This is a genomic window from Rhodococcus sp. P4_B6, assembly GCF_056402215.1.
The window spans coordinates 92,914-119,059 of record NZ_JBFUHV010000014.1; the positions used below are offsets into that span (position 1 = coordinate 92,914).

22 protein-coding genes and 1 pseudogene are annotated in these 26,146 nt (G+C 67.3%); 8 read left to right on the top strand and 15 right to left on the bottom strand.

Features of this window, described 5'->3' with window-relative positions:
• Window positions 1-7 precede the first annotated feature (7 nt).
• The 7 genes from AC1DWT_RS09730 to AC1DWT_RS09760 all read right to left on the bottom strand — a co-directional run bounded on the left by AC1DWT_RS09730 (window position 8) and on the right by AC1DWT_RS09760 (window position 10,132).
• Entirely contained in the window at window positions 8-1,114 is a 1,107-nt protein-coding gene (locus tag AC1DWT_RS09730; RefSeq protein WP_206015353.1) for an alcohol dehydrogenase catalytic domain-containing protein, read from the bottom strand.
• A gap of 36 nt (window positions 1,115-1,150) precedes the next feature.
• The gene (locus AC1DWT_RS09735) at window positions 1,151-2,497 is read right to left on the bottom strand and encodes a M16 family metallopeptidase (protein WP_206015352.1); all 1,347 of its coding nucleotides are present in this window, start codon (window positions 2,495-2,497) and stop codon (window positions 1,151-1,153) included.
• A gap of 73 nt (window positions 2,498-2,570) precedes the next feature.
• Entirely contained in the window at window positions 2,571-3,302 is a 732-nt protein-coding gene (gene narI / locus AC1DWT_RS09740) for a respiratory nitrate reductase subunit gamma (protein ID WP_206015351.1), read from the bottom strand.
• Between the two features lies 1 nt (window position 3,303).
• Window positions 3,304-3,957, bottom strand: a complete 654-nt coding sequence (narJ, locus tag AC1DWT_RS09745) for a nitrate reductase molybdenum cofactor assembly chaperone (protein ID WP_072937950.1) — start codon at window positions 3,955-3,957, stop codon at window positions 3,304-3,306.
• Window positions 3,954-5,612, bottom strand: a complete 1,659-nt coding sequence (narH, locus tag AC1DWT_RS09750; protein ID WP_206015350.1) for a nitrate reductase subunit beta — start codon at window positions 5,610-5,612, stop codon at window positions 3,954-3,956. The genes narJ and narH overlap by 4 nt, the downstream gene beginning before the upstream one ends.
• On the bottom strand, window positions 5,612-9,298 hold the full coding sequence (locus tag AC1DWT_RS09755) for a nitrate reductase subunit alpha (RefSeq protein WP_477920364.1): 3,687 nt from the start codon (window positions 9,296-9,298) through the stop codon (window positions 5,612-5,614). Before AC1DWT_RS09755 ends, narH begins: the two co-directional genes overlap by 1 nt.
• A 162-nt stretch (window positions 9,299-9,460) precedes the next feature.
• The gene (locus AC1DWT_RS09760; RefSeq protein ID WP_206015348.1) at window positions 9,461-10,132 is read right to left on the bottom strand and encodes a HemK2/MTQ2 family protein methyltransferase; all 672 of its coding nucleotides are present in this window, start codon (window positions 10,130-10,132) and stop codon (window positions 9,461-9,463) included.
• Window positions 10,133-10,274: 142 nt separating this feature from the next.
• On the opposite strand from AC1DWT_RS09760, the gene AC1DWT_RS09765 reads away from it, so the two are divergent.
• Complete coding sequence (locus tag AC1DWT_RS09765) at window positions 10,275-10,670, top strand: SRPBCC family protein (protein ID WP_206015347.1); 396 nt, start codon at window positions 10,275-10,277, stop codon at window positions 10,668-10,670.
• Here AC1DWT_RS09765 and AC1DWT_RS09770 read toward each other — a convergent pair.
• The 5 genes from AC1DWT_RS09770 to AC1DWT_RS09790 are packed head-to-tail and all read right to left on the bottom strand — an operon-like array spanning window position 10,667 to window position 13,690.
• The gene (locus AC1DWT_RS09770; protein WP_206015346.1) at window positions 10,667-11,221 is read right to left on the bottom strand and encodes a DinB family protein; all 555 of its coding nucleotides are present in this window, start codon (window positions 11,219-11,221) and stop codon (window positions 10,667-10,669) included. The genes AC1DWT_RS09765 and AC1DWT_RS09770 overlap by 4 nt on opposite strands.
• Window positions 11,222-11,274: 53 nt before the next feature.
• Entirely contained in the window at window positions 11,275-11,421 is a 147-nt protein-coding gene (locus tag AC1DWT_RS09775) for a hypothetical protein (protein WP_167372116.1), read from the bottom strand.
• Between the two features lie 35 nt (window positions 11,422-11,456).
• Complete coding sequence (locus tag AC1DWT_RS09780) at window positions 11,457-11,753, bottom strand: MTH1187 family thiamine-binding protein (protein WP_072937944.1); 297 nt, start codon at window positions 11,751-11,753, stop codon at window positions 11,457-11,459.
• 57 nt (window positions 11,754-11,810) lie between these two features.
• Complete coding sequence (locus tag AC1DWT_RS09785) at window positions 11,811-13,001, bottom strand: hemerythrin domain-containing protein (RefSeq protein WP_072937943.1); 1,191 nt, start codon at window positions 12,999-13,001, stop codon at window positions 11,811-11,813.
• A 29-nt stretch (window positions 13,002-13,030) separates the two neighbouring features.
• Entirely contained in the window at window positions 13,031-13,690 is a 660-nt protein-coding gene (locus AC1DWT_RS09790; protein WP_095860708.1) for a TetR/AcrR family transcriptional regulator, read from the bottom strand.
• 109 nt (window positions 13,691-13,799) lie between these two features.
• On the opposite strand from AC1DWT_RS09790, the gene AC1DWT_RS09795 reads away from it, so the two are divergent.
• From AC1DWT_RS09795 to AC1DWT_RS09820, 6 genes are all read left to right on the top strand, one after another.
• The gene (locus AC1DWT_RS09795; RefSeq protein WP_206015345.1) at window positions 13,800-14,480 is read left to right on the top strand and encodes an FAD-dependent oxidoreductase; all 681 of its coding nucleotides are present in this window, start codon (window positions 13,800-13,802) and stop codon (window positions 14,478-14,480) included.
• Between the two features lie 130 nt (window positions 14,481-14,610).
• Window positions 14,611-14,808, top strand: coding sequence for an FAD-dependent monooxygenase (locus AC1DWT_RS09800; protein ID WP_206015344.1), 198 nt, complete (start codon window positions 14,611-14,613; stop codon window positions 14,806-14,808).
• Window positions 14,809-15,116: 308 nt separating this feature from the next.
• Window positions 15,117-15,311, top strand: coding sequence for a hypothetical protein (locus tag AC1DWT_RS09805; protein WP_206015343.1), 195 nt, complete (start codon window positions 15,117-15,119; stop codon window positions 15,309-15,311).
• A 478-nt stretch (window positions 15,312-15,789) separates the two neighbouring features.
• Complete coding sequence (locus AC1DWT_RS09810; RefSeq protein WP_072937939.1) at window positions 15,790-17,202, top strand: WS/DGAT/MGAT family O-acyltransferase; 1,413 nt, start codon at window positions 15,790-15,792, stop codon at window positions 17,200-17,202.
• A gap of 537 nt (window positions 17,203-17,739) precedes the next feature.
• Complete coding sequence (locus AC1DWT_RS09815; protein ID WP_477920370.1) at window positions 17,740-18,108, top strand: histone-like nucleoid-structuring protein Lsr2; 369 nt, start codon at window positions 17,740-17,742, stop codon at window positions 18,106-18,108.
• 1,310 nt (window positions 18,109-19,418) lie between these two features.
• On the top strand, window positions 19,419-21,587 hold the full coding sequence (locus tag AC1DWT_RS09820; RefSeq protein WP_477920375.1) for an RNA degradosome polyphosphate kinase: 2,169 nt from the start codon (window positions 19,419-19,421) through the stop codon (window positions 21,585-21,587).
• 259 nt (window positions 21,588-21,846) lie between these two features.
• On the opposite strand, the gene AC1DWT_RS09825 is transcribed toward AC1DWT_RS09820, so the two are convergent.
• The 3 genes from AC1DWT_RS09825 to AC1DWT_RS09835 all read right to left on the bottom strand — a co-directional run bounded on the left by AC1DWT_RS09825 (window position 21,847) and on the right by AC1DWT_RS09835 (window position 25,454).
• Window positions 21,847-22,125 (bottom strand): hypothetical protein, encoded by a 279-nt coding sequence (locus AC1DWT_RS09825; protein ID WP_072938009.1) that lies wholly within the window; start codon window positions 22,123-22,125, stop codon window positions 21,847-21,849.
• A gap of 329 nt (window positions 22,126-22,454) precedes the next feature.
• Window positions 22,455-23,360, bottom strand: a complete 906-nt coding sequence (gene dapA / locus AC1DWT_RS09830) for a 4-hydroxy-tetrahydrodipicolinate synthase (protein ID WP_206015340.1) — start codon at window positions 23,358-23,360, stop codon at window positions 22,455-22,457.
• 153 nt (window positions 23,361-23,513) lie between these two features.
• The gene (locus tag AC1DWT_RS09835; RefSeq protein ID WP_420855127.1) at window positions 23,514-25,454 is read right to left on the bottom strand and encodes a potassium transporter Kup; all 1,941 of its coding nucleotides are present in this window, start codon (window positions 25,452-25,454) and stop codon (window positions 23,514-23,516) included.
• 255 nt (window positions 25,455-25,709) lie between these two features.
• On the opposite strand from AC1DWT_RS09835, the pseudogene AC1DWT_RS09840 reads away from it, so the two are divergent.
• Window positions 25,710-26,146 (top strand): annotated as a pseudogene (locus AC1DWT_RS09840) (diaminopimelate decarboxylase); the annotation flags it as partial.

Below are 26,146 nucleotides of genomic sequence, written 5' to 3' on the forward strand. Positions count from 1 at the left end.
GCGCGAATCAGTCGAACACGATGATCTGCCGGATCGCCCTGCCGTCGGCGAGTTCGTCCATGCCGCGGTTGATGTCGTCGAGCGTGATGCGGGAGGAGATGAGCTTCTCGACGGGAAGCTTCCCGGAGCGCCAGAGGTCCTCGTAGATCGGGATGTCCCGGGACGGCACCGCCGAGCCGAGGTAGCTGCCGATGATCGTGCGGGCCTCGGCCACCAGGGTGAGCGGGGAGATCGACGACCGCGCGTCCGGGGACGGCAGTCCGACGGTGATCGTCTTGCCCCCGGGAGAGGTTGCGCGAACAGCCGATTCGAACGCGCGGGCGTTCCCGGCGGCCTCGATGACGATGGGCGCCCGGACGCCGGCTTCTTCGAGTTCCGCCGGGGTGTAGACCGCGGTCGCTCCGAGTTCGCGGGCGGTCTGCAGTTTCGCGGGCACGGCGTCGACGCCGATGACCTCGCCGGCACCCCGGGACACGGCCGTCAGGATCGCGGCCATTCCCACCCCGCCGAGCCCGACGACCATCACGGCCTGGCCGGGTTGCGGGTCGCCCGCGTTGAGGACGGCGCCGCCGCCGGTGAGGACGGCGCATCCGAGCACGGCCGCCACGTCGGCGGGGACGTCGTCGCCGACGGGAACGACCGAGCGCCGGTTGACGACCGCGTGCGTCGCGAATCCGGACACCCCGAGGTGGTGGTGCACGGTGGCGCCGCCGCGGTGCAGTCGCGCTCCCCCGTCGAGTAGGGTTCCGTCATTGTTGGCGCTGGTGCCGGGCCCGCACGGCATGCGACCGCCGGTGGCGCAGCCGGCACACTCTCCGCAGCGCGGGAGGAACGTCATGACCACGCGCTGTCCGACCGTGACGTCGTCGACGCCGGCGCCGAGTTGCATGATCCGCCCCGCTGCCTCGTGCCCGAGCAGCATCGGGACCGGGCGCACCCGGTTGCCGTCGACGACGGACAGGTCGGAGTGGCACAGACCCGCCGCCTCGATCCGGACCAGGATCTCGCCCGCACCGGGTTCGTCGAGGTCGAGTTCGGAGATCGAGATCGGCGCCGACTCGGCGAACGGGCGCGTTCTCCCGATCTCCTCGAGTACCGCTCCACGGATCTTCATCTCAGGCTGCTCCTGTCGGTGTTCGGCGAATCCTCGTTACCGGACGATGCCGCGCACCGAGGCCGGCAGGTCGCGCTTGCGACGATACGGTCCGACGACGGCGGCGGCGAACGGGCGCTGCAGCAAGACCCTCGCGACGTCGCGGACCTCGTCGGTGGTGACCGCGTCGATCTTGCTCAGGGTTTCGGTGATGCTGCGGTGATTGCCGTAGTTGAGCTCACTGCGACCGATGCGGTGCATCCGGGAACCCGAATCCTCCAGTCCCAGAACCAGTCCGCCCCGCAGCGAACCCTTGGCGCGGGCGCACTCGGCGTCGGTGATGCCCTCGGCCGCCACGTTCGACAGCACCTCGCGGATCACCGTGGTGACCTCGCCGAGGTTCTCGGGCTGGCACCCGGCGTAGATCGAGAACGCACCCGTGTCGGAGAACGTGTCGATGCCCGAGTACACGGAATATGCCAGGCCACGGATCTCCCGCACTTCCTGGAAGAGCCGGGAACTGAGCCCGCCGCCGACGGCGGCGTTGAGGACCGACAGCGCCCAGCGATGGGCCTCGTGCCGCCCGAACGCGCGCACCCCGAGCGAGAGGTGGACCTGTTCGCTGTCCCGGTTGGTCAGGCTGAGCGCCGGCTCCGTGCGCAGGCGCAGGGTGCCTGCGCGTCGGGGAGCTGGTTCGGACGCCGATTCGAGGTGCCCGGCGAACGCGCGCCGCACCAGCTCGACCGTATGTTCGTGCTCCACGTTGCCGGCGACGGCGACCACCATGCGCTGCGGCGTGTAGCGCCGCACGTGGAACGAGTGGAGTTGGGTGCGGGTCATCGATTCGATGGATTCGACACTGCCGATCACCGGCCTGCCGACGGGATGGTCGCCGTACAGGGCGGTCAGGAACGCGTCGCCGAGGAGGTCCTCCGGGTCGTCGTCGCGCATCGAGATCTCTTCGAGGACCACCTGGCGTTCGACGTCGACGTCGGAGGACCGGCAGCGGCCGCGCAGGACGACGTCACTGACGAGGTCGATGGCGAGCGGCAGGTCGTCGTCGAGCACGTGCGCGTAGAAGCAGGTGTGCTCCTTGGACGTGAAGGCATTGAGCTCGCCGCCGACGCCGTCCATCACCTGCGCGATGTCGAGAGCGCTGCGCGACGGCGTGGCCTTGAACAGCAGGTGCTCGAGGAAGTGCGCGGCCCCGGCGACGGTGGGCTGCTCGTCACGTGATCCGACACCCACCCAGACGCCCACGGACGCGGATCGGACACCGGGAACGTATTCGGTGACCACCCGGAGCCCGCCGGGGAGCACGGTGCGCCGGACGCCGACATCCGGCTCGTGCAGGGTCGGCGCTTGGGTGAGTGCGGCAGTGCGGCTGCGATCGATCTTGGCCATGTAGTGGTTCAGCGGTCCTCGAAAGCTGGGCGTCGTCGAACGGCAAACTTTACACGCGGCCCCCGACAGCGGGTCACCAGCCTCGACGACGGGGTTGCGAGCCGATGAGCTCGCCGTTTCGGGCGACGTCGCGGCTGCGGTACACGATGTAGGGGCGGAACAGATAGCCCACGGGAGCGCTGAAGGCGTGCACGAGCCGGGTGAACGGCCAGAGGGCGAACAACACCAGCGCGATCGCGACGTGGATGTGGAAGGCGAGTGACGCCTGGGCCATGAGGTCGCCGCGGGGCTGCAGAATCCAGATCGACCGGAACCACGGCGACACCGTCTCGCGGTAGTTGCTCTCCTCGCCGACGACGCCGGATCCGAGCAGGGTGGTCGCCAGCCCGGCGACGATCGCGGCGAGCAGCACCGCGTACATCAGCTTGTCGTTCCAGGTGGTCGCCGTGAACACCGGACCCCGGGTACGGCGGCGATACACCAGAACGAGCGCACCGGCCAGGGTCGCGACACCCGCGATCGCACCGAGCACGAGGGCCTGGACGTGATAGGCGTGCTCGCTCATCCCGATCGCATCGGTCCACGACTGCGGGACGACCAGGCCGATCACGTGTCCGGCGATCACGACGAGGATGCCGAAGTGGAACAGCGGGCTGCCGATCCGCAGCAATCGGCTCTCGTAGAGCTGCGACGAGCGGGTGGTCCAGCCGAATTTGTCATAGCGGTACCGCCACCACGTGCCGACCACGAAGATCGCCAGCGTGACGTACGGCACGATGTCCCAGAAGAGTTCACCGGCGGACATGTCAGGTCGCTCCTTCTCGGCGCGGTGGAACGGTCAGGGTGAAGGGCTCGAGCCCGACGGCCTCGGCGGGCGGCCCGGCCGCGGCGAGTTGCCGCGCCCGCACCACGTCCCGGTCGGAGGCGGGCGGCAGGGTTCCGCACACGCCCGCGACGACGGCGGCGTACGGCGAGCCCGTCTCGCCGAGCGCCGCGTGCAGCATGTCGAGTGGAACCCGGTGCGCCGACAGGAGTCCCGCACCCGCGGCGGCGTCGACGAGCGCGGCGAACTCGAGCACCACCGTCAGGTGATCGGCCGATTCGTCCTTCGGCGGTTCGACGCCGGCGCGGCGGTAGGTGTCGGCGAAGGCCAGGATCTCGCGGCCGCGGTTGCGGGTGTCGCCCGCCGTCCAGTACGTCAGATACAGCGTCGTGCGGCGGCGGAGATCGAACGTCTCGACGTACTGCGCCGCCGCCACGTACGGGTCCGTCTCGCACAGGAAGCGATGCGCCTCCGCGAGGAGCCGCCCCGAATCGGGCGGTAGGTGTCCGAGGATGTCCGCGACGACGTGGAGACGCTCGTCTCGGCCGTCGTCCGGATACGCGAGCAGCAGTGCCGCCGCGTGCCACACGAGCCGGTCCCGGACGCGGTCGCGCCGACGCCGCAACAGAGGGGTCACCGCCGATCACTCCGCTCGGGAAACATTCCGGCCGGGGCGCCTTTGCCGTCCCAGTTCAGCAGGTTCACCCGGGACGGATGGCTCGCGTTGGCGGACATCTCGTCGGTGGTCTGCCGCTCGCGCAGCGCGTGGAACGTCTCGACCGCCACGGGTACCGGGCCGCCGCTGGCTTCGCCGAAGGGGCCGGACTCGTGCATGCCGGGGCCGCCCTCGAAGTCGAGTGCACATTCCGTCGCCGTCTCCTCGAGGCGGTGTCCGTCGGCGGCGTAGGCGGTGGGGATCACGTACCGTTCTTCGTATTTCGCGAGTGCCAGGAGCCGGTACATCTGGTAGATCTCTTCCTCCGTCATCCCCACCGCCTCCGGGATATGGGCCTGCGGTTCGCGACCGAGGTTGATGTCACGCATGTACGACCGCATGGCCGCGAGACGCCGCAGGACGCCGCCCACCACCTCGGTGTCGCCCGCGGTGAACAGTCCCGCCAGGTATTCGACCGGGATCCGCAACGAGTCGAGCGCACCGAACAGGTTGCCGACATCCTCGCCGTCGTGACCGTCGCGGCTGACGGCGTCGACGACGGGCGACAGCGGCGGCACGTACCAGACCATCGGCATCGTCCGGAATTCCGGATGCAGCGGCAGCGCAACCCGGCAGTCCTTGATCAGGGCGTGCACGGGCGAGTTCTGGGCCGCCTCGATCCACTCGTCCGAGATCCCTTCCGCCCGGGCGCCCTCCACGACCGCGGGGTCGCGAGGGTCGAGCAGGAGATCGAGTTGCGCCTCGTACAGGTCCGTGTCGTTCTCCACCGAGGCCGCGGCGAGGACCTTGTCGACGTCGTAGAACAGCAGGCCGATGTAGCGCAGCCGGCCGACGCACGTCTCCGCGCACACCGTCGGCAGTCCCACCTCGACGCGCGGATAGCAGAACGTGCACTTCTCGGCCTTGCCGGTCTTGTGGTTGAAATACACCTTCTTGTACGGGCATCCGGACACGCACATCCGCCATCCGCGGCACTTGTCCTGGTCGACGAGCACGATGCCGTCCTCGGACCGCTTGTACATCGCCCCCGACGGGCAGGAGGCGACGCACGACGGGTTGAGGCAGTGCTCGCAGATACGCGGCAGGTAGAACATGAACGTCTCTTCGAGTTCGAGCTTGACCTTGTCACTCACCTTCTTCAGGACCGGATCGTCCGGGAGGATCTCGGGTGAACCCGCGAGGTCGTCGTCCCAGTTCGCCGACCACTCCACCTTCATCGGCCGACCGCTGATCAGGCTGCGCGGCGCCGCGACGGGCATGTGCTCGCCGAGCGGGGCCTGGGTGAGGTTCTCGTAGTCGTAGGTCCAGGGTTCGTAGTAGTCGTCGATGGACGGCATCTTCGGGTTCGAGAAGATCCGCGAGAGCTTCTTCCACCGGCCGCCGTCACGCAGGCGCAGCCGCCCCTTGCCGTCCCGTACCCATCCGCCGCGCCACTTCTCCTGGTCCTCGTACGTGCGCGGATAGCCTTGACCGGGGCGGGTTTCCACGTTGTTGAACCACACGTACTCGGTGCCCGAGCGATTGGTCCACGCCTGCTTGCACGTCACCGAACAGGTGTGGCAGCCGATGCACTTGTCGAGATTCATCACCATCGCGAGCTGAGCCATGACACGCATCAGTACGTCACCTCCTGCGAGCGACGACGCACCACCGTCACCTCGTCGCGTTGGTTTCCGGTGGGCCCGAGGTAATTGAACGCGAACGACGTCTGGGCGTAGCCACCGGCCAGGTGGGATGGTTTGATCAGCAGCCTGGTCAGCGAGTTGTGGATGCCCCCACGCTTTCCGGTGGTCTCGGTGAGCGGCACGTCGATGGTGCGTTCCTGCGCGTGGTACACGTAGACGACACCGTCCGGCATCCGATGCGAGACGATCGCCCGGCACACCACCACGCCGTTGCGGTTGACCGCCTCCACCCAGTCGTTGTCGCGCACCTCGATCTTCGCGGCGTCGTTCGGGCTCATCCACATGGTGGGCCCACCCCGGGACAGCGACAGCATGAACAGGTTGTCCTGGTACTCGGAGTGGATCGACCACTTCGAGTGCGGGGTCAGATAGCGCACGCTCAGCCCGATCCCGCCCTGCCGATCGCCCACGGCGGGTTCGCCGAACAACCGGGCCATGTCGAGCGGCGGGCGGTAGATGGGCAATTGCTCCCCCAGTTCCTCGATCCAGTCGTGGTCGAGGAAGAAGTGCATGCGCCCGGTCAGCGTGTGAAATGGCTTCAGTTCCTCGATATTCACTGTGAACGGTGCGTACCGGCGGCCGCCGGTCTCGCTGCCCGACCATTCGGGGCTGGTGATCACCGGAACAGGCCGGGCCTGGGTGTCGGCGAACGTGATCCGGCGCTCCTCGCTCCCCTCGGCGAGGTGCGCGAGCGGCGTGCCCGTCCGCTTCTCCAGTTCGCGGAATCCCTGGACGGCGAGTCTGCCGTTCGACGTCCCCGACAACGCGAGGATGGTCTCGGCCATCTTCTCTGCGGTGTCGAGCGCCGGACGACCCGCGGCGACGCCGGAGTCGAGGACGCCGTGCTCGGCGGCGAGTTCTCGTACCTCCCGGTCCGGATGCGTGGTGACGCCTTTGGTGGTGAGCCCCGCCGACTCGACGAGCGGCCCCAGCGCCGCCCACTTCTCGGCGACGGCGGGATAGTCCCGTTCGACCACCACCAGCGGCCCCATCGTCTTGCCCGGGACGGGCGTCTGACCGTGTGCGCGCCAATCCTGTTCGGTGCCGCCCCGGTATGCCATCGCTCCCGGGGTGTCGTGCTGCAACGTGCCCATCACGACGTCGCGGCGCACACCGAGGTGCCGCCGCGCCAGCACGCTGAACGCCTGCGCCACCGCACCGAAAGCGTCGAAATCGGAACGGGTTTCCCACGGCGGGTCGATCGCCGCGGTGAAGGCATGCAGGTACGGGTGCATGTCGGTGCTGGACAGGTCGGACTTCTCGTACCAGGTCRCGGCGGGGAGGACGACGTCCGACAGCAACGTGGTGGACGTCATCCGGAAGTCGATCGACATCAGCAGGTCGAGTTTGCCCTCCGGGATGTCGTCGCGCCAGGTGACGTCGTTCGGACGAAGGTTCTCGGGGGTGGGCTCCGCCTGCAGATTCGACGTCGTGCCCAGGAGATGCCGGAGAAAGTACTCGTTGCCCTTGCTCGACGAACCGAGCAGGTTCGCGCGCCACACACTCAGCACGCGCGGCCAGTTCCGCGGATCGTCCGGGTCGGTGAGCGCGAATTTCAGCTCCCCCGAAGCCAATCGGCTCGTGACGTGCTCCACGACGTCACGCCCCTCGGCCTCGGCCTCGTCCGCCAGGACGAGGCTGGAGCGGTCGAACTGCGGGTAGAACGGCGTCCACCCCATCGAGACGGCCGACGTCATCACGTCCATCGTGTGCCTGCCCCGGAAGTTTCCCCGGCCGGTGGGGCTCGCGAGGGCGTCGGCGCGGTACCCGTCGTACCGCCACTGGTCGGTGTGGACGTACCAATACGACGTGCCCGCCATCTGGCGCGGCGGGCGACTCCAGTCGGTGCCCATCGCGACCGTCGCCCATCCCGTGACGGGACGGCACTTCTCCTGCCCGACGTAGTGGGCCCACCCGCCGCCGTTGCGGCCCATCGACCCGGTGAGCAACAGCAGGCTCAGCACCGCCCGGTACGTCGCGTCGCCGTGGAACCACTGGCAGATCCCGGCGCCCATGATGATCATCGAACGCCCGCCCGAGTCGACGGCGTTGGTCGCGAACTCGCGGGCGATCCGGATCACCTGCGCCGCCGCGACCCCGGTGATCGGTTCCTGCCACGCCGGTGTGTATGGGACGGCCGCGTCGTCGAAGCCGCCGGGCCACTCGCCGGGAAGCCCGGGTCGAGCAACGCCGTACTGGGCGAGCAGGAGGTCGAAGACAGTGCACACCCGGAGGTCGCCGACCCGGCGAACCGGCACACCGCGCACCAGCGTCTCGCCGTGGCCGTCCGGGGTGTCGAACCGCGGCAGGTGCACGGCGGCGGTCTCGCCCTCGCCGTCGGGCGCGGCGACCGTCAGCGCGGGAACGACGTCACCGAGGTCCAGATTCCATTTCCCCACGCCCTCGTCGCCGTAGCGGAATCCGAGGGAGCCGTGCGGCACCACCACCTCGCCCGTCGCGCCGTCCACCAGGACGGGTTTGAACGCGGCGTTCTCGCTCGTGTCCCCGAGATCCGCGGCGGTGAGATTCTTTCCCGAAACGAGGCGGCCGTCGCGTTCCTCGAGCGCGATCAGGAACGGCAGGTCCGTGTACTGCCGCACGTAGTCGACGAAGAACGGTTCGCGCCGCGTCACGAAGAACTCCGACAGGATCACGTGTCCCATCGCCATCGCCATCGCGCCGTCCGTGCCCGCCGCGCACGGCATCCACTCGTCGGCGAATTTCGTGTTGTCGGCGTAATCGGGGCTGATCGACACGACTTTCGTGCCGCGATACCGCACCTCGGCCATCCAGTGGGCGTCGGGAGTCCGGGTGACCGGGACGTTGGACCCCCACATCATCAGATACGCCGCGTCCCACCAGTCTCCGGACTCGGGAACGTCGGTCTGATCCCCGAACACCTGCGGCGACGCGACCGGAAGATCGGCGTACCAATCGTAGAACGAGGTCATGACGCCACCGAGAAGTTCGACGAACCGCGATCCCGCGGCGAACGACACCATCGACATCGCGGGAATCGGCGAGAACCCGGCGATCCGGTCGGGGCCGTATTCCCTGATCGTGTGCACGTGCGCCGCGGCGATCATCTCGGTGGCCTCGGCCCAGGTGACCCGCACGAGCCCGCCCTTGCCCCTGGCCTGCTGATACTTCCGGCGACGCGCGGGGTCGGCCTGGATGTCGGCCCACGCGTCCACCGGATCACCGAGACGCTCACGCGCCTCCCGGTACATTTCGACGAGAACACCGCGCGCGTAGGGATACCGCACGCGTGTCGGCGAGTACGTGTACCAGGAGAACGCCGCACCGCGGGGGCAGCCGCGGGGTTCGTACTCGGGGCGGTCCGGACCCACCGACGGGTAGTCGGTTTCCTGGGTCTCCCACGTGATGATCCCGTCCTTGACGTAGATCTTCCACGAACACGATCCGGTGCAGTTCACCCCGTGGGTGGACCGCACCACCTTGTCGTGGCTCCAGCGGTCCCGGTAGAAGACGTCGCCCTGCCGCCCGCCTTCCCGGGTGACGGTGCGCAGGTCGTCCGAGAACACACCCGGGGTGAAGAACCGCCCTCCCCTGAGCAGGGCTTCCTCCGCGGGACCACCGGTGTGCGGGATGACCACGTCTGCTCTCCTTCAGGTCGAGTGGGCCGACGCCGGACTCGGGGTCCGCGTCGAATTCGATACCTCACGAAGTCCTGAACGCACCCGTCCATGGAACCGCAGTTGCCGCGGGATCGTGGCGAATCGGACAAACACCGGAATCGGATCGACGCGCTCGCCGGGTCAGTGCCGCGTATCGCCGGACCGCAGGTCGGTCGCCGCCAGCACCGCGATGCGCTCGATGCGCTGGCCCGGCCGGATCATGTCCCGCGCCTCCAGCATCCTCGTGCGGGACGCGAGCGCGGGACCGAACGGCACGTCCTCCGACGCCACCACGTCCACCCGCAGTCCCCGTTCCTCGAGCATCGCCCGCGTCTTGCCCACTCCGTTGAGCGTCGACTGGACGAGGAGCAGGGTGCCACCGGGAGCGAGGAGGTCCGGGGTTTCGCTGCAGATCCGGTCCAGCACGGCGCGCCCGTCGACGCCCCCGTCCCAAGCCCGCGCGAGGACCCGGCCCGGCCTGCCGTCGTCGGTCGCCGGCGCGTACGGCGGGTTGGCCACCACCACGTCGAAGCGAAGGGTCCGGACGGACTCCACCAGATCGCCCCGCACCACACGGATCGTCCGCCGGTTCAGTGTGGCATTGAGCCACGTACTGATCGCGGCGCGGCGGGACACGTCGACCGCGGTCACCCAGCCGGCCCCCGCCGCACACGCCTGGACACTCAACACGCCTGTGCCGCAGCAGAGATCGAGCACACGGGTGCCCGGCCCGAGTTCTCGGGCGGCCAGCACCTCAGCGAGCAGCCACGTGTCGCGCTGGGGGCGATACACCCCGGGTAGACGAACGAGCATGATCGGCTCCCTCCCTCGCCGTTCCCTACAAGCGTGGCCAGTACCGCGAGTTACACGCAACTCGACACGGCCCAATTCACCCGTTGTTCACGTCCACCCCCCTTCGCCGTCGGCCGGGGCCGAAAACGGGTACTCCTCCTCCGTGCCACATTCCTTCTCAGCCGATTCCGACGCCCCGGTGGGGACCGTGTGGGCGCTCGTCGCTCGGCCCTCGCGCTGGCCCGAGTGGGCGCCGCACATGCGCGGCGCGTGGGGTCTCGGTTCCCCCGAGGTCGAGGCCGGCCGGTGCGGCGCGGCCCGATTGCTCTGGATCGTGCCGGTTCCCGTATCCATCTCGGCCACGACACCCGGCCGCTCCTGGACCTGGCGGGTGGGACCGATGACGCTCGATCACCTCGTCGAGCCCCGCGGCACCGGTTCGCGGATCACGATGACGATGTCCGCGCCCGGGCCACTCGATGCGATGCTCGGCATCACCTACGGCCCGGTCGTGCGGACCCTCGTCCGCCGGCTCGCCCGCGTCGCGGGCGAACGCTAGGCCGGTCGTCGCAGGTACAGATCGCGCAGCAGCGCCACTTCGGCACCGTGGTGGATGACCTCGCGATTGATGTGCAACACCAGCGCCGCCATCGGGTAGTCCGCGAACGGTCCTTCGCTGGGCCCACACGGCTCGGCGAGGCCGCTGGTTCCCAGGCCCCGCACGCCTTCGCACCAGGCGTCGTACTGCTCGTCGAGTTGGATGAGCGCCCGCGCGGCGGTGCCAGCGTAGTCGAACGTCTCATAGTCCATGAGCGGGCCGCCGAAGTGATTTCCGATCCGCATGCCCAAGACACCGACGATGATGTGCCCGAGCCGCCAGGCGATGGTCGTGATCGGCGGCGAGTCCGGCGCGGGAAAGGCGAAGTCGATGGTGAACTCGCCGCTGCCGGCCTGAACGGGAGCCTGCGAGCGGCCTCTCGGTCTCACACTCCAGCAGTCCGGGGCAGGCTCCCAGACGTACTCCTCATCGGTCAGCCCCGCCAGCCGTGGGCGCAATTGATGGTCCCAGTGCCAGCTGAGCTGATCGGCAAGTTCGTGCGGCCAGTCCATTCGTGCTCCCCTCTCCCGGTCGCCAACCGGACGTCGGAATATCTCGTGACGTGCTACCGCGCAGCGTCCCGGATCCGGACACCCGGATGGTTGGCCCGCAGATTCATTGCGGCCAGCGTGACCGTCCGTTCGATCCGCCGCTCCCTGGTGTCCGCCTTCTTGGTCCGCACCGAACTCGCCCGGATCGGCACGGAACTCACCCACCAATACTCCGGCAATACTCCGGCGAGAACGGTCACTCGGCCAGGTAACGCTCCACGGTCTCGACCTTCGCCCGAAGCTGACCGCTGCGCGCCGGCCGGATATCCGCCTTCAGCACCAGACTGACCCGCGGAAACTGTTCCAGCAGAACGTCCGTCGCGCGCTTCACGACTGCCATCACCTCGTCCCACTCACCCTCGACGGTGGTGAACATCGACGTGGTCTCGTTGGGCAGCCCGGATTCGCGGACAACACGCACGGCCGCGGCGACCGCGGCACCGACACTGTCGGAGTCCCCGCCCATCGGGCTGACGCTGAATGCCACCAGCATGCGCTCTCCTTGCCGTGGGGATCGATGACCACCATTGAATCACCTCGTCCGCTCCCGCTAGGCCGTTCGGGGCAGGGACCCGGTAGCCGTGTCGGCGTGCGCCTGCCGCCGCAACGCCTCCAGGTTCTGCCGCATCTGCGGCCGCATGTCGCGGTGCTGCGGCTGGAGGTGTGAGTAGAGCGAGAGCAGCGGGCGGTACGGCAGTACGTCGATCCGATAGGAGTGCGTCACCCGGGTCCCGTCGCCGTCCGCCCTGAACGTGTACGACCAGGTGGTCGAGTCGTGGTACAGCGGGTTGCGCCGATCCGACACCGTGTGGAATGCGAATTTCCTGCCCGGATCGGCGGCGGTCACCTCGCAGACGCGGGACCACCGCATGTGATGTGCGCGGTTGTGTCCCCGGAATCGGGCGCCCACGGCCCCCGGCGACCGTCCCGGTAGCCACGCGCAGCTGCGGCACTCGGGGCTGCGTTCGGTGATGCGGGTGACGTCGGCGACCACGTCGTACAGCGGCCGGGCCGGGACGTCGATCCACAATTCTGCCGAGCCCTCGGTAAGGGCCGGCCGGTGGTGCCGCGGACTCACGTCGAGGTCGGCGCCCCACCGGGCGGCGCACGCCCGCCGATACGGTCGTTTGAACGCATGGAGCAGCATGAACCGGGTGGCGGGACCGACCTTGCGAACGGTGACGTCGTAGTCCTCCCGATCGACACCGTCGACAAGCCAGTGAGCTTCGATCCCCAGCTCCCGCTTGGTCTTCGAGGCAATGAACACCTCCTGCTCCACGTCGTCCCACTGACCACGGGTCAGGGTTCGGGCGACGACCGGCATCATCTCGTCCTCCTCCCGCTGCAGATGCGGCAGCAGAACCTGCCCGAGAGCGGCGAGGGAACGCGAAAGTTCCTCTCGGGCAGCCGGATGCGCACGATATTCGGTTGCCGCGGCGGCGACCCGCTCCATCTCGGGGACGATTCGCGCATGATCGGCGTCCATCACGTCGAGCAGCGGCCCGGCGTCCGGGTTCAACTCGCGGACCAGCGGCCACAGCCCACGGTCCTCGCCGCTGTGGTGCAGGTGCAGGAAATGCATCATCCACACGAGATGATCGGCGAGGGCGACCCGTTGGGTCTGCGCGGGCGGAGGTGCCATGTGCAGCGCCTCCGCGGCGCGAGCGATATCGCGGCGCAGCGCGTTGTGGACGATGCGCATGATGCGAGTGTCGGCAGAATGCCGAGTGTCGGTAGTCATGACCTACTCCAGACAAAGGCGCCGGTGTGTCACACCGGGCGGTCGAGGATTTCTTCGATGCGGTCGATCAACCATGACTCGTAACGGACACGGCTCCAACCGCATTCGTCCACGAGCAGGGCGTAGACCTGGTCGTGGGCCTGGACCCACAGTTCGTCGACCTGACCGGGATCGGCGTGACGACCCACGATCAGGTCTGCGACGTCGGCGACCGAGCGCCTGCGCTGCCCTTCCAGGTCGGCGGCCACCGCTGCGAGCGTGGCATCCGTCGTCGCACCCTGGCGGATTGCGACGGCCAGGCGGTAGATGCGCTCGTTGATCGTGGCGATCATGCGCGCACCCGACTCGATGCGGTCACTGGTCGTGCGCCCCGTTCGGATCGCCGTGTAGACGGGCCGGTCGGCCAACGGCACCTCAGCGTCGTCTCCGACGATGGCAACCTCCAGTGCCGACTTCAACAGGTCGGCCTTGGATCCGAATGTCGCGTAGACGGTTTCGACGGAAACCTCCGCGGCCCGCGCGACATCCCGCACTCCTGTCGCGACCCAGCCGCGCTCGGCGAACAACCGGGTGGCGGCCTCGAGCACGACCGCCCGCGTCTTCGCCGCCTGCATGCGGCGTAGCGGAGATCGGTACCGGCGGGTCCCGGATCCGCCCGGCACCGCCGAGTCGTGCTCGACCGTTGCCATACCCAATCTTAGAACGCATGAGTTTTCAATACAACCCTGTTCAAGTCATTTCGGCGACGCGCCCGTCCGTACCCGAACACGGTCGAGGAGCGCCCCTTCCAGGCACAGTGTGGCCGGTCCGAGAACCGCGACCGACCGGGTGGTGCCGGCGACCGTGTACGAGCGGCGGGAACCGGACTCCGCGGGCGAGGACGGCGCCTACCTGACGGTGTCCGGTCAGGCACTCGCCGACCTCGACACCCTCGGCGTCGGCGTCACACTCCGCGCCACGGGGCTTCCGGTCCACACGATCTCGGTGACCACCGACGGCCGGAGTCGACGCGCACCCCTGACACCTGTCGACGGGATCGGCCACCACAACTTCTGGCGTCGCGACCTCATCGGCGCACTGCATCGGCAGTGCCGAGAACTCGGCGCCACCATCGTCCACGGCGCGACCGCCACCGCGGTGGACACCTCCCCCGACGGTGCGCGACTGCACACGGCCGACGGCCGGGTTGTCGACTCGGACGTGCTCGTCGGGTGCGACGGAATGTCCTCGATCGTGCGCGGAGAGATCATCGTCGGCCCGACCGGAGCGGTCTACGACGACCAGGTCGTGCTCTACGCCCACCACACCGGCATCCCCGGCCACACCGACCCCGAACCCGGGCTGCTGTCGTTCTTCCGCCACGCAGAACACACCTTCGGCATTCTCGACGGTGGCGGCACGGGGACCTTCTGGTTCGCCCGGCTGACCCGCCCGGCGCTCCCCCCGGCCGGCGTCGGCCTGCACCCCTCGCAGGATTAGACGCGCGAGCTGACCGCCGCATTCCCCGCCCCGGTCGCCGGCGTCCGCCCCATCTCGAGGCGACCCCGACGATCTTCGCCTGCAACGCCGATCGCGTACCCGACCTACCTTCCTGGGTGATCAACGGGCCATGATCATCGGTGACGCCGCCCACGGCATGTCACCGGCAGCGGGCCAGGGCGCCTCCCCCGCCATCGACGACGCCCTCACCACCGCAGCCGTCCTCGACCCGCGCACCCCCGCATCGAAGTACTCCTCCGCGATAAGCCGACGCCGCACCGTCGCCGACGAGGCCCGCAGCGCGCCCGCCCGCCGGCCGCAGAACTGAAGCTGGCATTCCTGCGACGCCTCGGCGTCGCGCCCGACCAATACAGGCGACACTTCGCCGCCACCGCACCCTGATCCCACAGTGCAAGGACAAGGCCGTGAGCACCGTCGATTCGGAACGCCCCACCCGGCGCGCCGCCCTGACCCACCGCACGTTCGTGGTCCACTACCTGCAGATTTGCTCGCGATGCTGGCGGGGATGGCAGCATTCGCGCCCCTGTCGGCGCTCGTCGGCGACGATGCACGAATCGAAGTGCACGCGTTGCTGATGGCTACCTCGATGACCGCGGGAATGGCCGCATGGATGGCATGGCGGCGCCATTCGTGGCCGCGATCGCCGAAATGGGGCTGGCGATGCACCTCGCGTTCGTCGTGCTGTTCCCACTGCTGTGGCTCGATCTGCTCTCGGGCGACGGTCTGATGCTCGCCGGCCACGTGCTGATGCTCCCCGCAATGGTAGTGGCCATGCTGCATCGCAGGGAGGAATACGTCGGGGCGTGTTGACTCTCCCGCCGACTTCGCTACATCGCCTCTGTCTACGGATCCGGAGAGTCGCACCTGACACCGAACAATCTCACTGCCGGCCTTCCTCGATCGAATTACCTACTTTCCAACGGTTTTCACTGTTGCCGACCCGGCGGAATGATATCGGCGCGGGTGTCTGCAGCGATCCAAATATCGTCGAGGATCTCGTCAGAGCGGTCGGATAAATGTGCGCCTGGAGACCACTACCACCAGGCGCCGAGTCCGCCCGCCCCGTCTGGCCGACCTGATCGCTTGCCCGACTTGTCCTATCCGGGACTTTCGGCCTCGCGCGGATGTCCGCGCGTCCTGTACAACTGAATGGGAGATGCCAGATTGTGACATGAACCACACCTGACCGTTATCTTACGACTCGATTACCTAGAGCTGAATACAAGGTTCCCGGGAACCCCGCAGTGGCAGTGCGGGTGTGCGAGCGGGGCCGGAAGGGACACCCGACATGCTGCTGCCGATGTCGCCGACCGATTCACTGTTCCTCCTCGGCGAGTCGCGGGAACATCCGATGCACGTCGGCGGCCTGGCAGTATTCACTCCACCGGACGGCACCGACGCAGCCGACATCGGAGCGATGTTCGAGACGGCTGCAACCTCCGACGAGGTGGCACCGCTCTTCCGCAAGCAGGCCCGACGATCGGTAACCACCCTGGGACAGTGGGGTTGGGACACCGCGACCGACGTCGACGTCGATTACCACGTGCACCGCAACGCCCTCCCCCAACCGGGTGGCATGCCCGAACTGATGACCCTGGTGGCCCGACTGCACGGGACCTCACTCGACCGCACCCGCCCACTGTGGGAGATGCACCTGATCGAAGGCCTCGCCGACGGCCGCTACGCGGTATACACCAAGATCCACCACGCCCTCGCCGACGGCGCATCCGCGATGAACCTGTTGCGCCGCAGCATGAGCGAGGACCCCACCCGCACTGGCATGCCCGCCCCCTGGCAACCCGCCGCACCCGCGACCGCGACCGACGCAGCCCCGCCAGAACCTGGATCATCGACGCCGCCGAACCTGCGTGACCTTCCGGGCCAGGTCCTGCGCGGCGCCCGCAACGCGTCGAGCGAGGTCGCCGGCCTGGCACCGGTGCTGGCCGGCACCGTGGAACGCGCCCTACGCGCCAAAGGCGGCCCCCTGTCGACGCAGGCACCGCACACCATGTTCAACGTCGCGATCGGGGGCGCCCGCCACTTCGCCGCCCGCACCTGGCCACTCGAACGGATACGGCTGCTCGCCAAGCACGCCGACGCCACCGTCAACGACATCATCCTCGCGATGTCCGCAGGGGCACTGCGCGGCTACCTGCACGACCTCGGTGCGCTGCCCGCCGAACCGCTGATCGCCATGGTCCCGGTGTCCCTGCGCCCCAACACCGATACGGAATCCGCAAACGGGAACCGGATCGGGGTCCTGATGTGCAACCTCGCCACCCACCTACCGGACCCCGCCCACCGCCTCGACACCGTGCGCACCTGCATGCGCGAAGGCAAACACGCCCTCCGCGCGATGAGCCCCGCCCAAGTGCTGGCGATGAGCGCCGTCGGCGCCGCCCCCCTCGGTATCGAAATGCTCCTCGGCCGCCGAGGACCACAGCGGCCGCCGTTCAACCTGGTGATCTCCAACGTCGCCGGACCCGACACCCCGCTGTACTGGAACGGCGCCCACCTCGACTCCCTCTACCCCCTGTCGATCCCGGTCACCGGACAAGCCCTGAACATCACCTGCACCAGCAGCGACGACCAACTCGTGTTCGGGTTGACCGGCTGCAGGCGCACCGTCCCGAACCTGCACCCGATGCTCGACCACCTCGACACCGAACTCGGAGCCCTCGAACGCGTCGTCGGCCTATGACTCCACCGGCGCCACCGACACAACACCGGCGTCCGCCCAGTAGAAGGAATTCCATCAACATCCACAAGGCACTGCTCATACTGCTACTCGGCGGCACCGCCGCCGTCCACGCGATCCTCCGCCGCCCTACCCCGCGCCGCCGCGGACACGGCGTCCCCTTCCACGCCAACGGCTGACACCCACCACCTCCATCATCTCCCCCGAACCTCGACAGTCAGGAACGGCCGTCCGACCGCCTTCGTTCGCGCTGCGAGGCCATTTCGGGGGAAGGACAGCTCGTCCCGGGTGGTCGGCGGCCGGGAAACAATCGAACGCTGGTGACCGTTCCCATTCGACAGGACCCTTTCGCTGCCCGCAGCCGACCTGCGGGCATCGAGTATCGCCGTCCCTCGACCGCGAACACTTCGGCTATGGATTCGACTGCTGACCTGTCTCGGGCATGAGGTCTTTTTCTGCCAAGAATGTCCTTGTGTCGACCGAGGCGCGCATTGTGCACTGGACGTAGAGTGGGTTTGCAAAAGCGACTGAGGAGTTGGAATGGCGCGCCAAATAGTTGTCGAACACGTTGACGATATCGACGGAACTTCCATAGCGGAGGGAAAGGGAGAGACAATCGCCTTCTCCGTRAATGGAATCGACTACSAGATCGACTTRTCGGCGAAGAATGCGAAGGAGTTCCACAASAAACTCGAYCACTACATCGATCACGCCACAAAGGTRGGTGGYCGCAMGARTCGATCCGCRGGCACACTSACGTCGGGTGGTGGCGTCACGCAGAAACCTGTGCGGCGGGACCGTGACCAGGTGAGGGCAGTGCGGGAATGGGCACAGAAACAGGGCTATGACATCGGGGGCCGAGGGCGCATTCCCATCGAGATCACAGAAGCGTACGACGCTGCTCATTGACGACCGCCACGAGAGCGCCGTTGCTGGAATGGGAGGGCTGAGGAGCGAGCGGAATTCGCACATGGAGCGTCGGCGGGAGCCGCGCACTAATTTGCCGAACACATTCACCCCCTCGTCAGAATCTCACCCATTCTGGAGAACACAGAAAAAGCCATCATTGTGCTAATCGGCGGTGTTGCTCCAGCGCGCACACGATCACGCCAACCCCGACATGAGACGCCCAATCGGATGCGGCTGAATATCAGAAGTCACGGCGCCACCCGGTCGACGGCGTCGATAGAAGACGGCGATCGACCGGGGCAGCCGGGGGTTTCGCGTTGTCCACTATTCGGCAGGGCAACCCGTTGCGAAGTCATACGTCAGCCATGAACGCCGTCTGCGTCCGTGGGATACCCGAAGGCGACGGCGCTGACCGAATAGTCCTCTGTCGCGCATCATTCGGGTCGACGAGAACGAGCACGAGCAACCAGCACCACGCCCGAGACGAGAAACCCGGCGGTGGTCACCGCGACCACAACCTTCGCCGGCGCGGTCATCACACCGGTCCCGAGCACGAACGCGACACCTGACACCCCACCCATCGCCAGGCAAACCCCTCCCGCCAACGCCGTCACAACCCGGACCACCGGCACCGTCCCCAGTACTCTTCGCGGACCCATCACGTCACGCCGCCCAACCGCACCATGCCGATGCCGCGGCGTCGATTCGGTGGTCGAAACGTTGCCGCCGACCGCGAAGGTGCGGGGCCGCTGGGTTCCTCCGCGCATCGGCGGGCCCGTCACGGTGTGCGGGGATCGTCTTCGGCGGCGAGACATGGAAGTTGCCGTTCGGCGGTGAGGACCGCGACGACCACTGCGATGTCGGTCAAGGGCAGATATTTGGTCAACCGCCTCGGCCGCGACTCAGAACTCGCCGACATCGGGATGCGATCGGGGCGTGGGTTGCGGGATTCCTGATTCGTCATGAGTGCGGTGCCTCGTCCAGTTGATGTACTTGACGGTACGGGGAGCGAATTACCATCATTGCGGCCTGGAGCAACCAGTGCGTTTCGCGAAGGTGAGGTCGACATGACTTCTGCTCCAGCTCGCCGCCACACTCCCCGATATTGACCTGCTCAAGCTCTTCTTCGAACGGCTTGGACGAACAGTGCGGGCCCGATTGCCGTATACCGCGGCGATCGTGCGCTCGAGGCAGCGGCATGGCAGACATTGCGGCACTGGCGTGGACGCCGCCGTCGACTGTCCAGAGCCGAATTCTCGAGGGATGATCGTGGGGTGAGCAACGGCGAAGCAGTCCATCCGAACACCGACGTGCACGTGGAGGACGGTTCGCGCGACGGTCGCGTCCTCGCGCCCCCGCCGACCATTCCCGGGGCGCCACCTGCCGCGACCAGCACAGTGCCGAGTGCGCTCGCCGACGGGCTCCCCGAAAATCGCTATCTGAACCGTGAACTCAGTTGGCTCGATTTCAATTCACGRGTACTTGCACTCGCCGAGGACACGTCGCTGCCGCTGCTCGAGCGCGCCAARTTCCTCGCCATCTTCGCCTCCAACCTGGACGAGTTCTTCATGGTCCGGGTCGCGGGACTCAAGCGCCGCGACGAGACCGGCCTGTCCGTGCGGTCAGCCGACGGCCTCTCCCCTCGCGAGCAACTCTCGCTGATCGCGACCCGCACCCAGGAGATCTCGGAGAAGGCCGCGCGGGTGTTCCTCGACTCCGTGCGTCCTGCGCTTGCCGCCGAAGGGATCTCCATCATCAAATGGGACGAACTCACCGACGACGACCGCGACCGCCTGTCGGTGCACTTCCAGGACCAGATCTTCCCCGTCCTCACCCCGCTCGCCGTCGACCATGCCCACCCGTTCCCCTACATCAGCGGCCTGAGTCTCAACCTCGCCGTGACAGTGAAAGATGCACTCACCGGTGGCGAACACTTTGCGAGGGTCAAGGTTCCGGACAACGTRGGCAGGTTCGTCCGCGTCCGCCGCGACGAGACACCGTCCTCCATCGACGCRTTCCTGCCCCTGGAAGATCTGATCTCCGCCCACCTCGACATGCTGTTCCCGGGCATGGAGATCGTCGARCACCACGCSTTCCGCATYACCCGCAACGCCGACTTCGAGGTCGAGGAAGACCGCGACGARGAYCTYCTGCAGGCCCTCGAGCGGGAACTCGCACGGCGACGATTCGGMTCCCCCGTCCGGCTCGAGGTCGCSGACGACATGACCGAACACATGCTCGACCTCCTGCTGCGCGAACTCGACGTCGACCCCGGCGACGTCATCCAGGTGCCCGGACTGCTGGATCTGTCGTGCCTCTGGCAGGTGTACGCCGTCGACCGGCCCGCACTCAAGGACGCACCGTTCGTGCCCGCAACGCATCCGGCRTTCGGCGAGCGGGAAACACCCAAGAGCGTCTTCTCCACCCTCCGCGACGGCGACGTCCTGGTCCACCACCCGTACGACTCGTTCTCCACCAGCGTGCARCGCTTCATCGARCAGGCMGCSGCCGACCCCCAGGTTYTGGCSATCAAGCAGACGCTCTACCGCACKTCCGGCGACTCCCCCATCGTCGACGCCCTGATCACCGCCGCCGAGGCCGGCAAACAGGTYGTCGCACTGGTCGAGATCAAGGCGMGATTCGACGAGCAGGCGAACATCAAATGGGCCCGCAAACTCGAAMAMGCSGGYGTRCACGTGGYGTACGGACTGGTCGGGCTCAAGACCCACTGCAAGACSTGCCTCGTCGTCCGCCGCGAGGGGTCCACCATCCGSCGTTACTGCCACATCGGCACCGGMAACTACCACCCCAAGACCGCCCGGCTGTACGAAGACATCGGTCTGCTCACCGCGGCACCGGAGATCGGCGCCGACCTCACCGACCTGTTCAACTCCCTCACCGGCTACTCACGGAAAACCCAGTATCGCAAYCTCCTCGTCGCGCCCTACGGCATACGGCGGGGCATCATCGAGCGGATCGACGGCGAAGTGGCGCGCGCACTTCGCGGCGAGGACGCGGGTATTCGCTTGAAGGCGAACGCGTTAGTGGACGAACAGGTGATCGACTCGCTCTATCGCGCATCGCAGGCCGGTGTGCCCGTGCAGATCGTCGTCCGCGGCATTTGCACGCTGAAACCCGGGGTGCCAGGACTGAGCGAGAACATCCACGTCCGGTCGATCCTCGGGCGCTTTCTCGAACATTCGCGAATCCTGCACTTCCGTGGGGCGGGCGAGTTCTGGATCGCCAGCGCAGACATGATGCACCGCAACCTCGACCGTAGGGTGGAGGCCGGGGTTCAGGTGAAAGATCCCCGGCTCACCGCGCAGTTGGGCGACCTCTTCGATTCGGCGCTGGATCCGAAGACCCGGTGCTGGGTGCTGCACCTCGACGGCAGCTGGGTGGCGTCCCCCGCGCACGGCGAGGACGTCCGCGAACATCAGGAGGCCCTCATGCGAACTCGAGCCGGCAGCGGGTCCTGACCACGGGACGGCACCGGTGGCTCACCGGTCCACCCGCCGCCGCGTGATCGCCAGCAGTTGGTCACCGGCACTGAGGGAGATGCGCTGGTCCGCTGCGGGCGCCGGCTGACGCACGACCGCCGCTGTCGTTTCTCCGCGACGTGCCACAGGTAGGCGAACAGTCGCCGTGGTTCCGTCGCCGAAGCGTGTGTTCACCATGGTGAACGCTCCAGATTTCGATCCGCCCTCGCCCTGCTTTTCGCCGCCTGCCGACTACCCCTCAGTGCTCTCGGCGCCGGTGGGTCCCATCCCGGTGAGGGCTGGGATCGACGGTCACCTCGTCGGTGTCGGCGAAGACCAGGCGTCCGTCGTCGAGGGCGATCGCCCACCGATGCGCCGGCGCCCACTCGTGCCCGGTGCCGCCCGACTCGGTCAGGGCCGCGTAGTCCTCGACGATCTCGCCGGTGACGTCGGCCTCGGACTTTCTGCGGACAAGTACCCGAGTGCCGACCGTCAATTCGGGGTCGGGCCCCGGCCCGTCGTCGCCTGTGTCGCCCATCATGCACCTCTTCGTTCAGCGAACCTCGTCAGAGCATATGCACGCAAACGTCTCCGGGCGACCCGGTCTGCGAAGTGCGCATGCAGCTGTTACTCACGCGTACAGTCATTTTGACTCTTCCACGCCGGTTGCCACGGGCGGGGTGCTGGTGCACGATCGGCGGCGGGCGGACAACACACCATGTTCCACATTCTGGCGGTCGAGGGCCTATAACCCCTGTCTCCAACCTCAGAATCAACCCACGCCGTGGTCGGCGGCAGTGCCGCATAGAAGCAGCACGTGCGGCGGGAAGGTCGTGTCGACAGATCTGAGTACACACTCAGGCCTGGTCAGCGCAGCAACTCTGAAGCCAACAGCCCCGTCCGAAGCGCTTCATACTCGCCGTCGTCGAGAGCAAGTAGCGGGGACCTCACGGTTCTGTTCTGCAGGACAGCGAGCAACTGCAGCGCCCCTTTGACCGTCGTCGCACCGTAATTGGGGACACCCATTACCGCACGCAGAGCCGGCTGCAGGCGGGCATTGATCGCCCGCGCGGTTTCGACGTCCCCCGAGAAGAAGGCCTCGATCATGGCGCGGATCTCGTCGCCCGCCACGTGACCGAGAACAGAGACGACCCCGCATGCCCCGTACGCGAGGAAACCCAGGGTGAGGCTGTCGTCTCCCGAGTACACCGCGTAGCCCAATTCGCGCAGCATGATCGCTTGTGTGGGGTCTCCAGCTGCATCTTTCACCGCGACCACGGACGGCCAGTCCGCCATCGCCTCGAATGTCGAGGGTGCCAGCTTGGTGCCGGCCCGGCTCGGGATGTCGTAGAGCATGAGAGGGGCATCGACGGCATCCACTACGTAGCGAAAATGTTGCAGTATCCCGCCTTGACTCGGCTTGTTGTAGTACGGCGTTACCAGCAGCAGCCCGTCGGCACCCTGCTTGACAGCCTGGCGCGCCAATTCCAGCGTGTGGCGGGTGTCGTTTGTGCCCACCCCGGCAATGATCTTGGCGCGGTCGCCTACCGCGTCCTTGACCGCTCGCAGTATCCGACCATCTTCGACAGTGGTAGTCGTGGCGGCCTCACCGGTTGTCCCGGAGACGACGAGTCCATCGTGTCCGTGGTCGACCAAGTGTCGGGCGATCCGAGCAGTCGCCTCCTCATCGATCTCGCCATCGACGGTGAATGCTGTAGCCATCGCGGTGAGTACGCGCCCGAACGGGGCGACAGGCGCTGACGGGGGTGTCATTGCCCCAGTGTATGCGCCCTCAACCGGCGACAGCGTTGACGGAACCGGTTATTCACTGACTGGCAACCGACCAGGGTCGCGCGGCCGACGACACCTGCCCCGCACGCACGATTGGATCGCGACGACGAAGCCCCGCGCGACGCTGCCGCGCCGTCATACCTCGATCCGGGAACCTACCGTCACGGTCCGGTCACCCGGGAGACCGAAGTACTCGGCGGCGTCGGCCGTGATGTACGACGTCGCGATGAACAGATGCTTGCGCCACGGCGCCATCGTCGGTGCCGAACCTTTCTTCAGTTCGATCTTCGACAGGAAGTAGGACGCGTCCTCGATCGCGATCGGCCCCTCGGTTTGCGTGGGGTCGAGCAGGCGCAATGCGGCCGGGACGTTGGGGGTTTCCATGTACCCGAAGTTCGCGGTCATGTGGAGGATCCCGTCCTCGGCATAGCCGAGAGTGTCGACCTCCGTCCGCTCGGTCTCCGGTACGCGGGGCACCGGCAGCGTGCCGATCGACATGATCACCACGTGTTGGTGCAGCACGTGATTGTGTTCGACATTCGCTCGCATCGCCAATGGCGCAGTCTGTTTGCCGCGGTTGAGGAACACCGCAGTGCCGGGGACCCGCTGCAACGGCGGCCGGTGGTCGTGCAACTCGTCGATGAACTGGCGCAGCGGCCCCTCCGCGTGCTCCCTCGCACGGGTGACGATCACCCGACCACGCTGCCACGTGGTCATCACGGTGAACGCCGTGATGCCGATCAGCAGCGGAAGCCACGCCCCGTGCACCAGTTTGGTCAGATTGGCCGCCAGGAACAGCACATCGACCAGCAGCAACAGCCCAGCACCGGGCACGACCAGCCACAGCGGAGTACGCCATCTGGTGCGCGCGATGTAGAAGAACAGCAGCGTGGTGATCGTGATGGTCCCGGTCACCGCCATGCCGAACGCGTACGCCAGCGCTGCCGAGCTGCGGAAGGCGAATACCAGCGTCAGCACCGACACCATCAGCACCCAGTTGATCCACGGCACATAGATCTGGCCGATCGTCGCCTCCGAGGTGTGCGCCACGCGCAATCTCGGCAGATAGCCGAGCTGGGCGGCCTGCGCGGCTACCGAGTAGGCGCCGGTGATCACCGCCTGGGAGGCGATCACCGTGGCCGCGGTAGCCAGCAGCACCATCGGCACCCGCGCCCATTCGGGAGGGAGCAGGAAAAAGGGGCTGTGCACCGCGGTCTCGTCACCGAGAACCAGCGCACCTTGCCCGAAGTAGCTCAGGACGCACGCCGGCAGCACGAGCAGCAACCAGCCGCGGGTAATCGCCCGCCGTCCGAAGTGACCCATGTCCGCGTACAGCGCCTCCGCGCCGGTGACCGCCAGCACCACCGCGGCCAACGCGAAGAAGGCGATTTCGAAGTGCCCGATCATGAAGCCCAACGCATAGGTCGGTGACAACGCTTTGAGGATTTCCGGGTGCTGGGCGATCCCTCCCACGCCGCAGGCGCCGATGGAGGCGAACCAGAGGATCATCACCGGCCCGAAGTACCGGCCGACCGTGGCCGTGCCTCGGCGCTGGACCGAGAAGAGCAGCACGATGATGACCGCCGTGATCGGCACGATCAACTCTTCCAATTTCGGCTCGACGACCTTGACCCCTTCCACCGCGGACAGCACCGAGATCGCGGGGGTGATCATGCTGTCGCCGAAGAACAGAGCGGCACCGAAGATCCCGAGGCCGGCCAGCAGCGCGGCAACCCGGCGCCCCTGCGTTCCACCCCAGCGCAGCAGCAGCGTGATCAGCGCCATGACTCCGCCCTCGCCGTCGTTGTCGGCGCGCATCACCAGCGTGACGTAGGTCAGCGTGACGACGATCATTACCGACCAGAAGATCAGCGACACGACGCCGTAGACGTTGTTCGTGCTGATCGGCACGGGATGCGGGTCGTCCGGGTTAAACACTGTCTGAATGGTGTAGATCGGGCTGGTGCCGATGTCTCCGAAGACGACGCCGAGTGCGCCGACGACAACGGCCGCTCGAACGGTGTCGCGGCCGCCGACCGCGCGAATCGGCGACGGAGCTTCGGACTCTGTGGGCACGGCGGGCTCCTTGGTTCGGTCCGCACCCCATGGTCCTCCGTCTCGGCCCATTTGTGGCAGTAACAGCGTCGCGGTGCCCGACAAACGGTTCACGGCGTGTGCACAGCCCCGGCGTCCCGATGTCAGGGCAGCGTTAGTGGTTCTCACCGGGCTGTCAGCATCGCGTCAACGAGACCCCTGGTCGATCGGGAAGGTCTGACACTGGTTCCGGTAGGGCGAACGACCGCGTTCGCCCACCGTGCGTAGGAGTCCACAGTGACGCTTCTCGACATCCTTCCTTCACTTCGTGGAACGACCACCCCGCGACTGGATCCACTGGTGTGGCCGGTGACGACGCACTATCACCATGGGCGCATCACGGTCGGCGGGGTTGGCCTGGACGAGATCGCGGACCTGTTCGGCGTGCCGACGTATGTGCTCGACGAAGAGAGTGTGGGCGGCGGTGGTAAGACGTTCGTGCAGGGGCTACGCGATGCCGAGATGCTCTACCGCACGGCACCTCTGTTGCCCTGCGGCGTGGCACGGTCGGTCGCAGAGCGGCGCCTGACGGTGGTGGTGCACTCTCGCCGCGACGTGGCGGTCGCGCGGCAGGGTGGGCTCGACCCGGACAGTACCGTGCTTGTGGTCGATGCCGCCGATTCGCGCTCCCACTCGGAAGTGTCGCCCTGGAAGGGGGGAGTCGGTCGCATCGT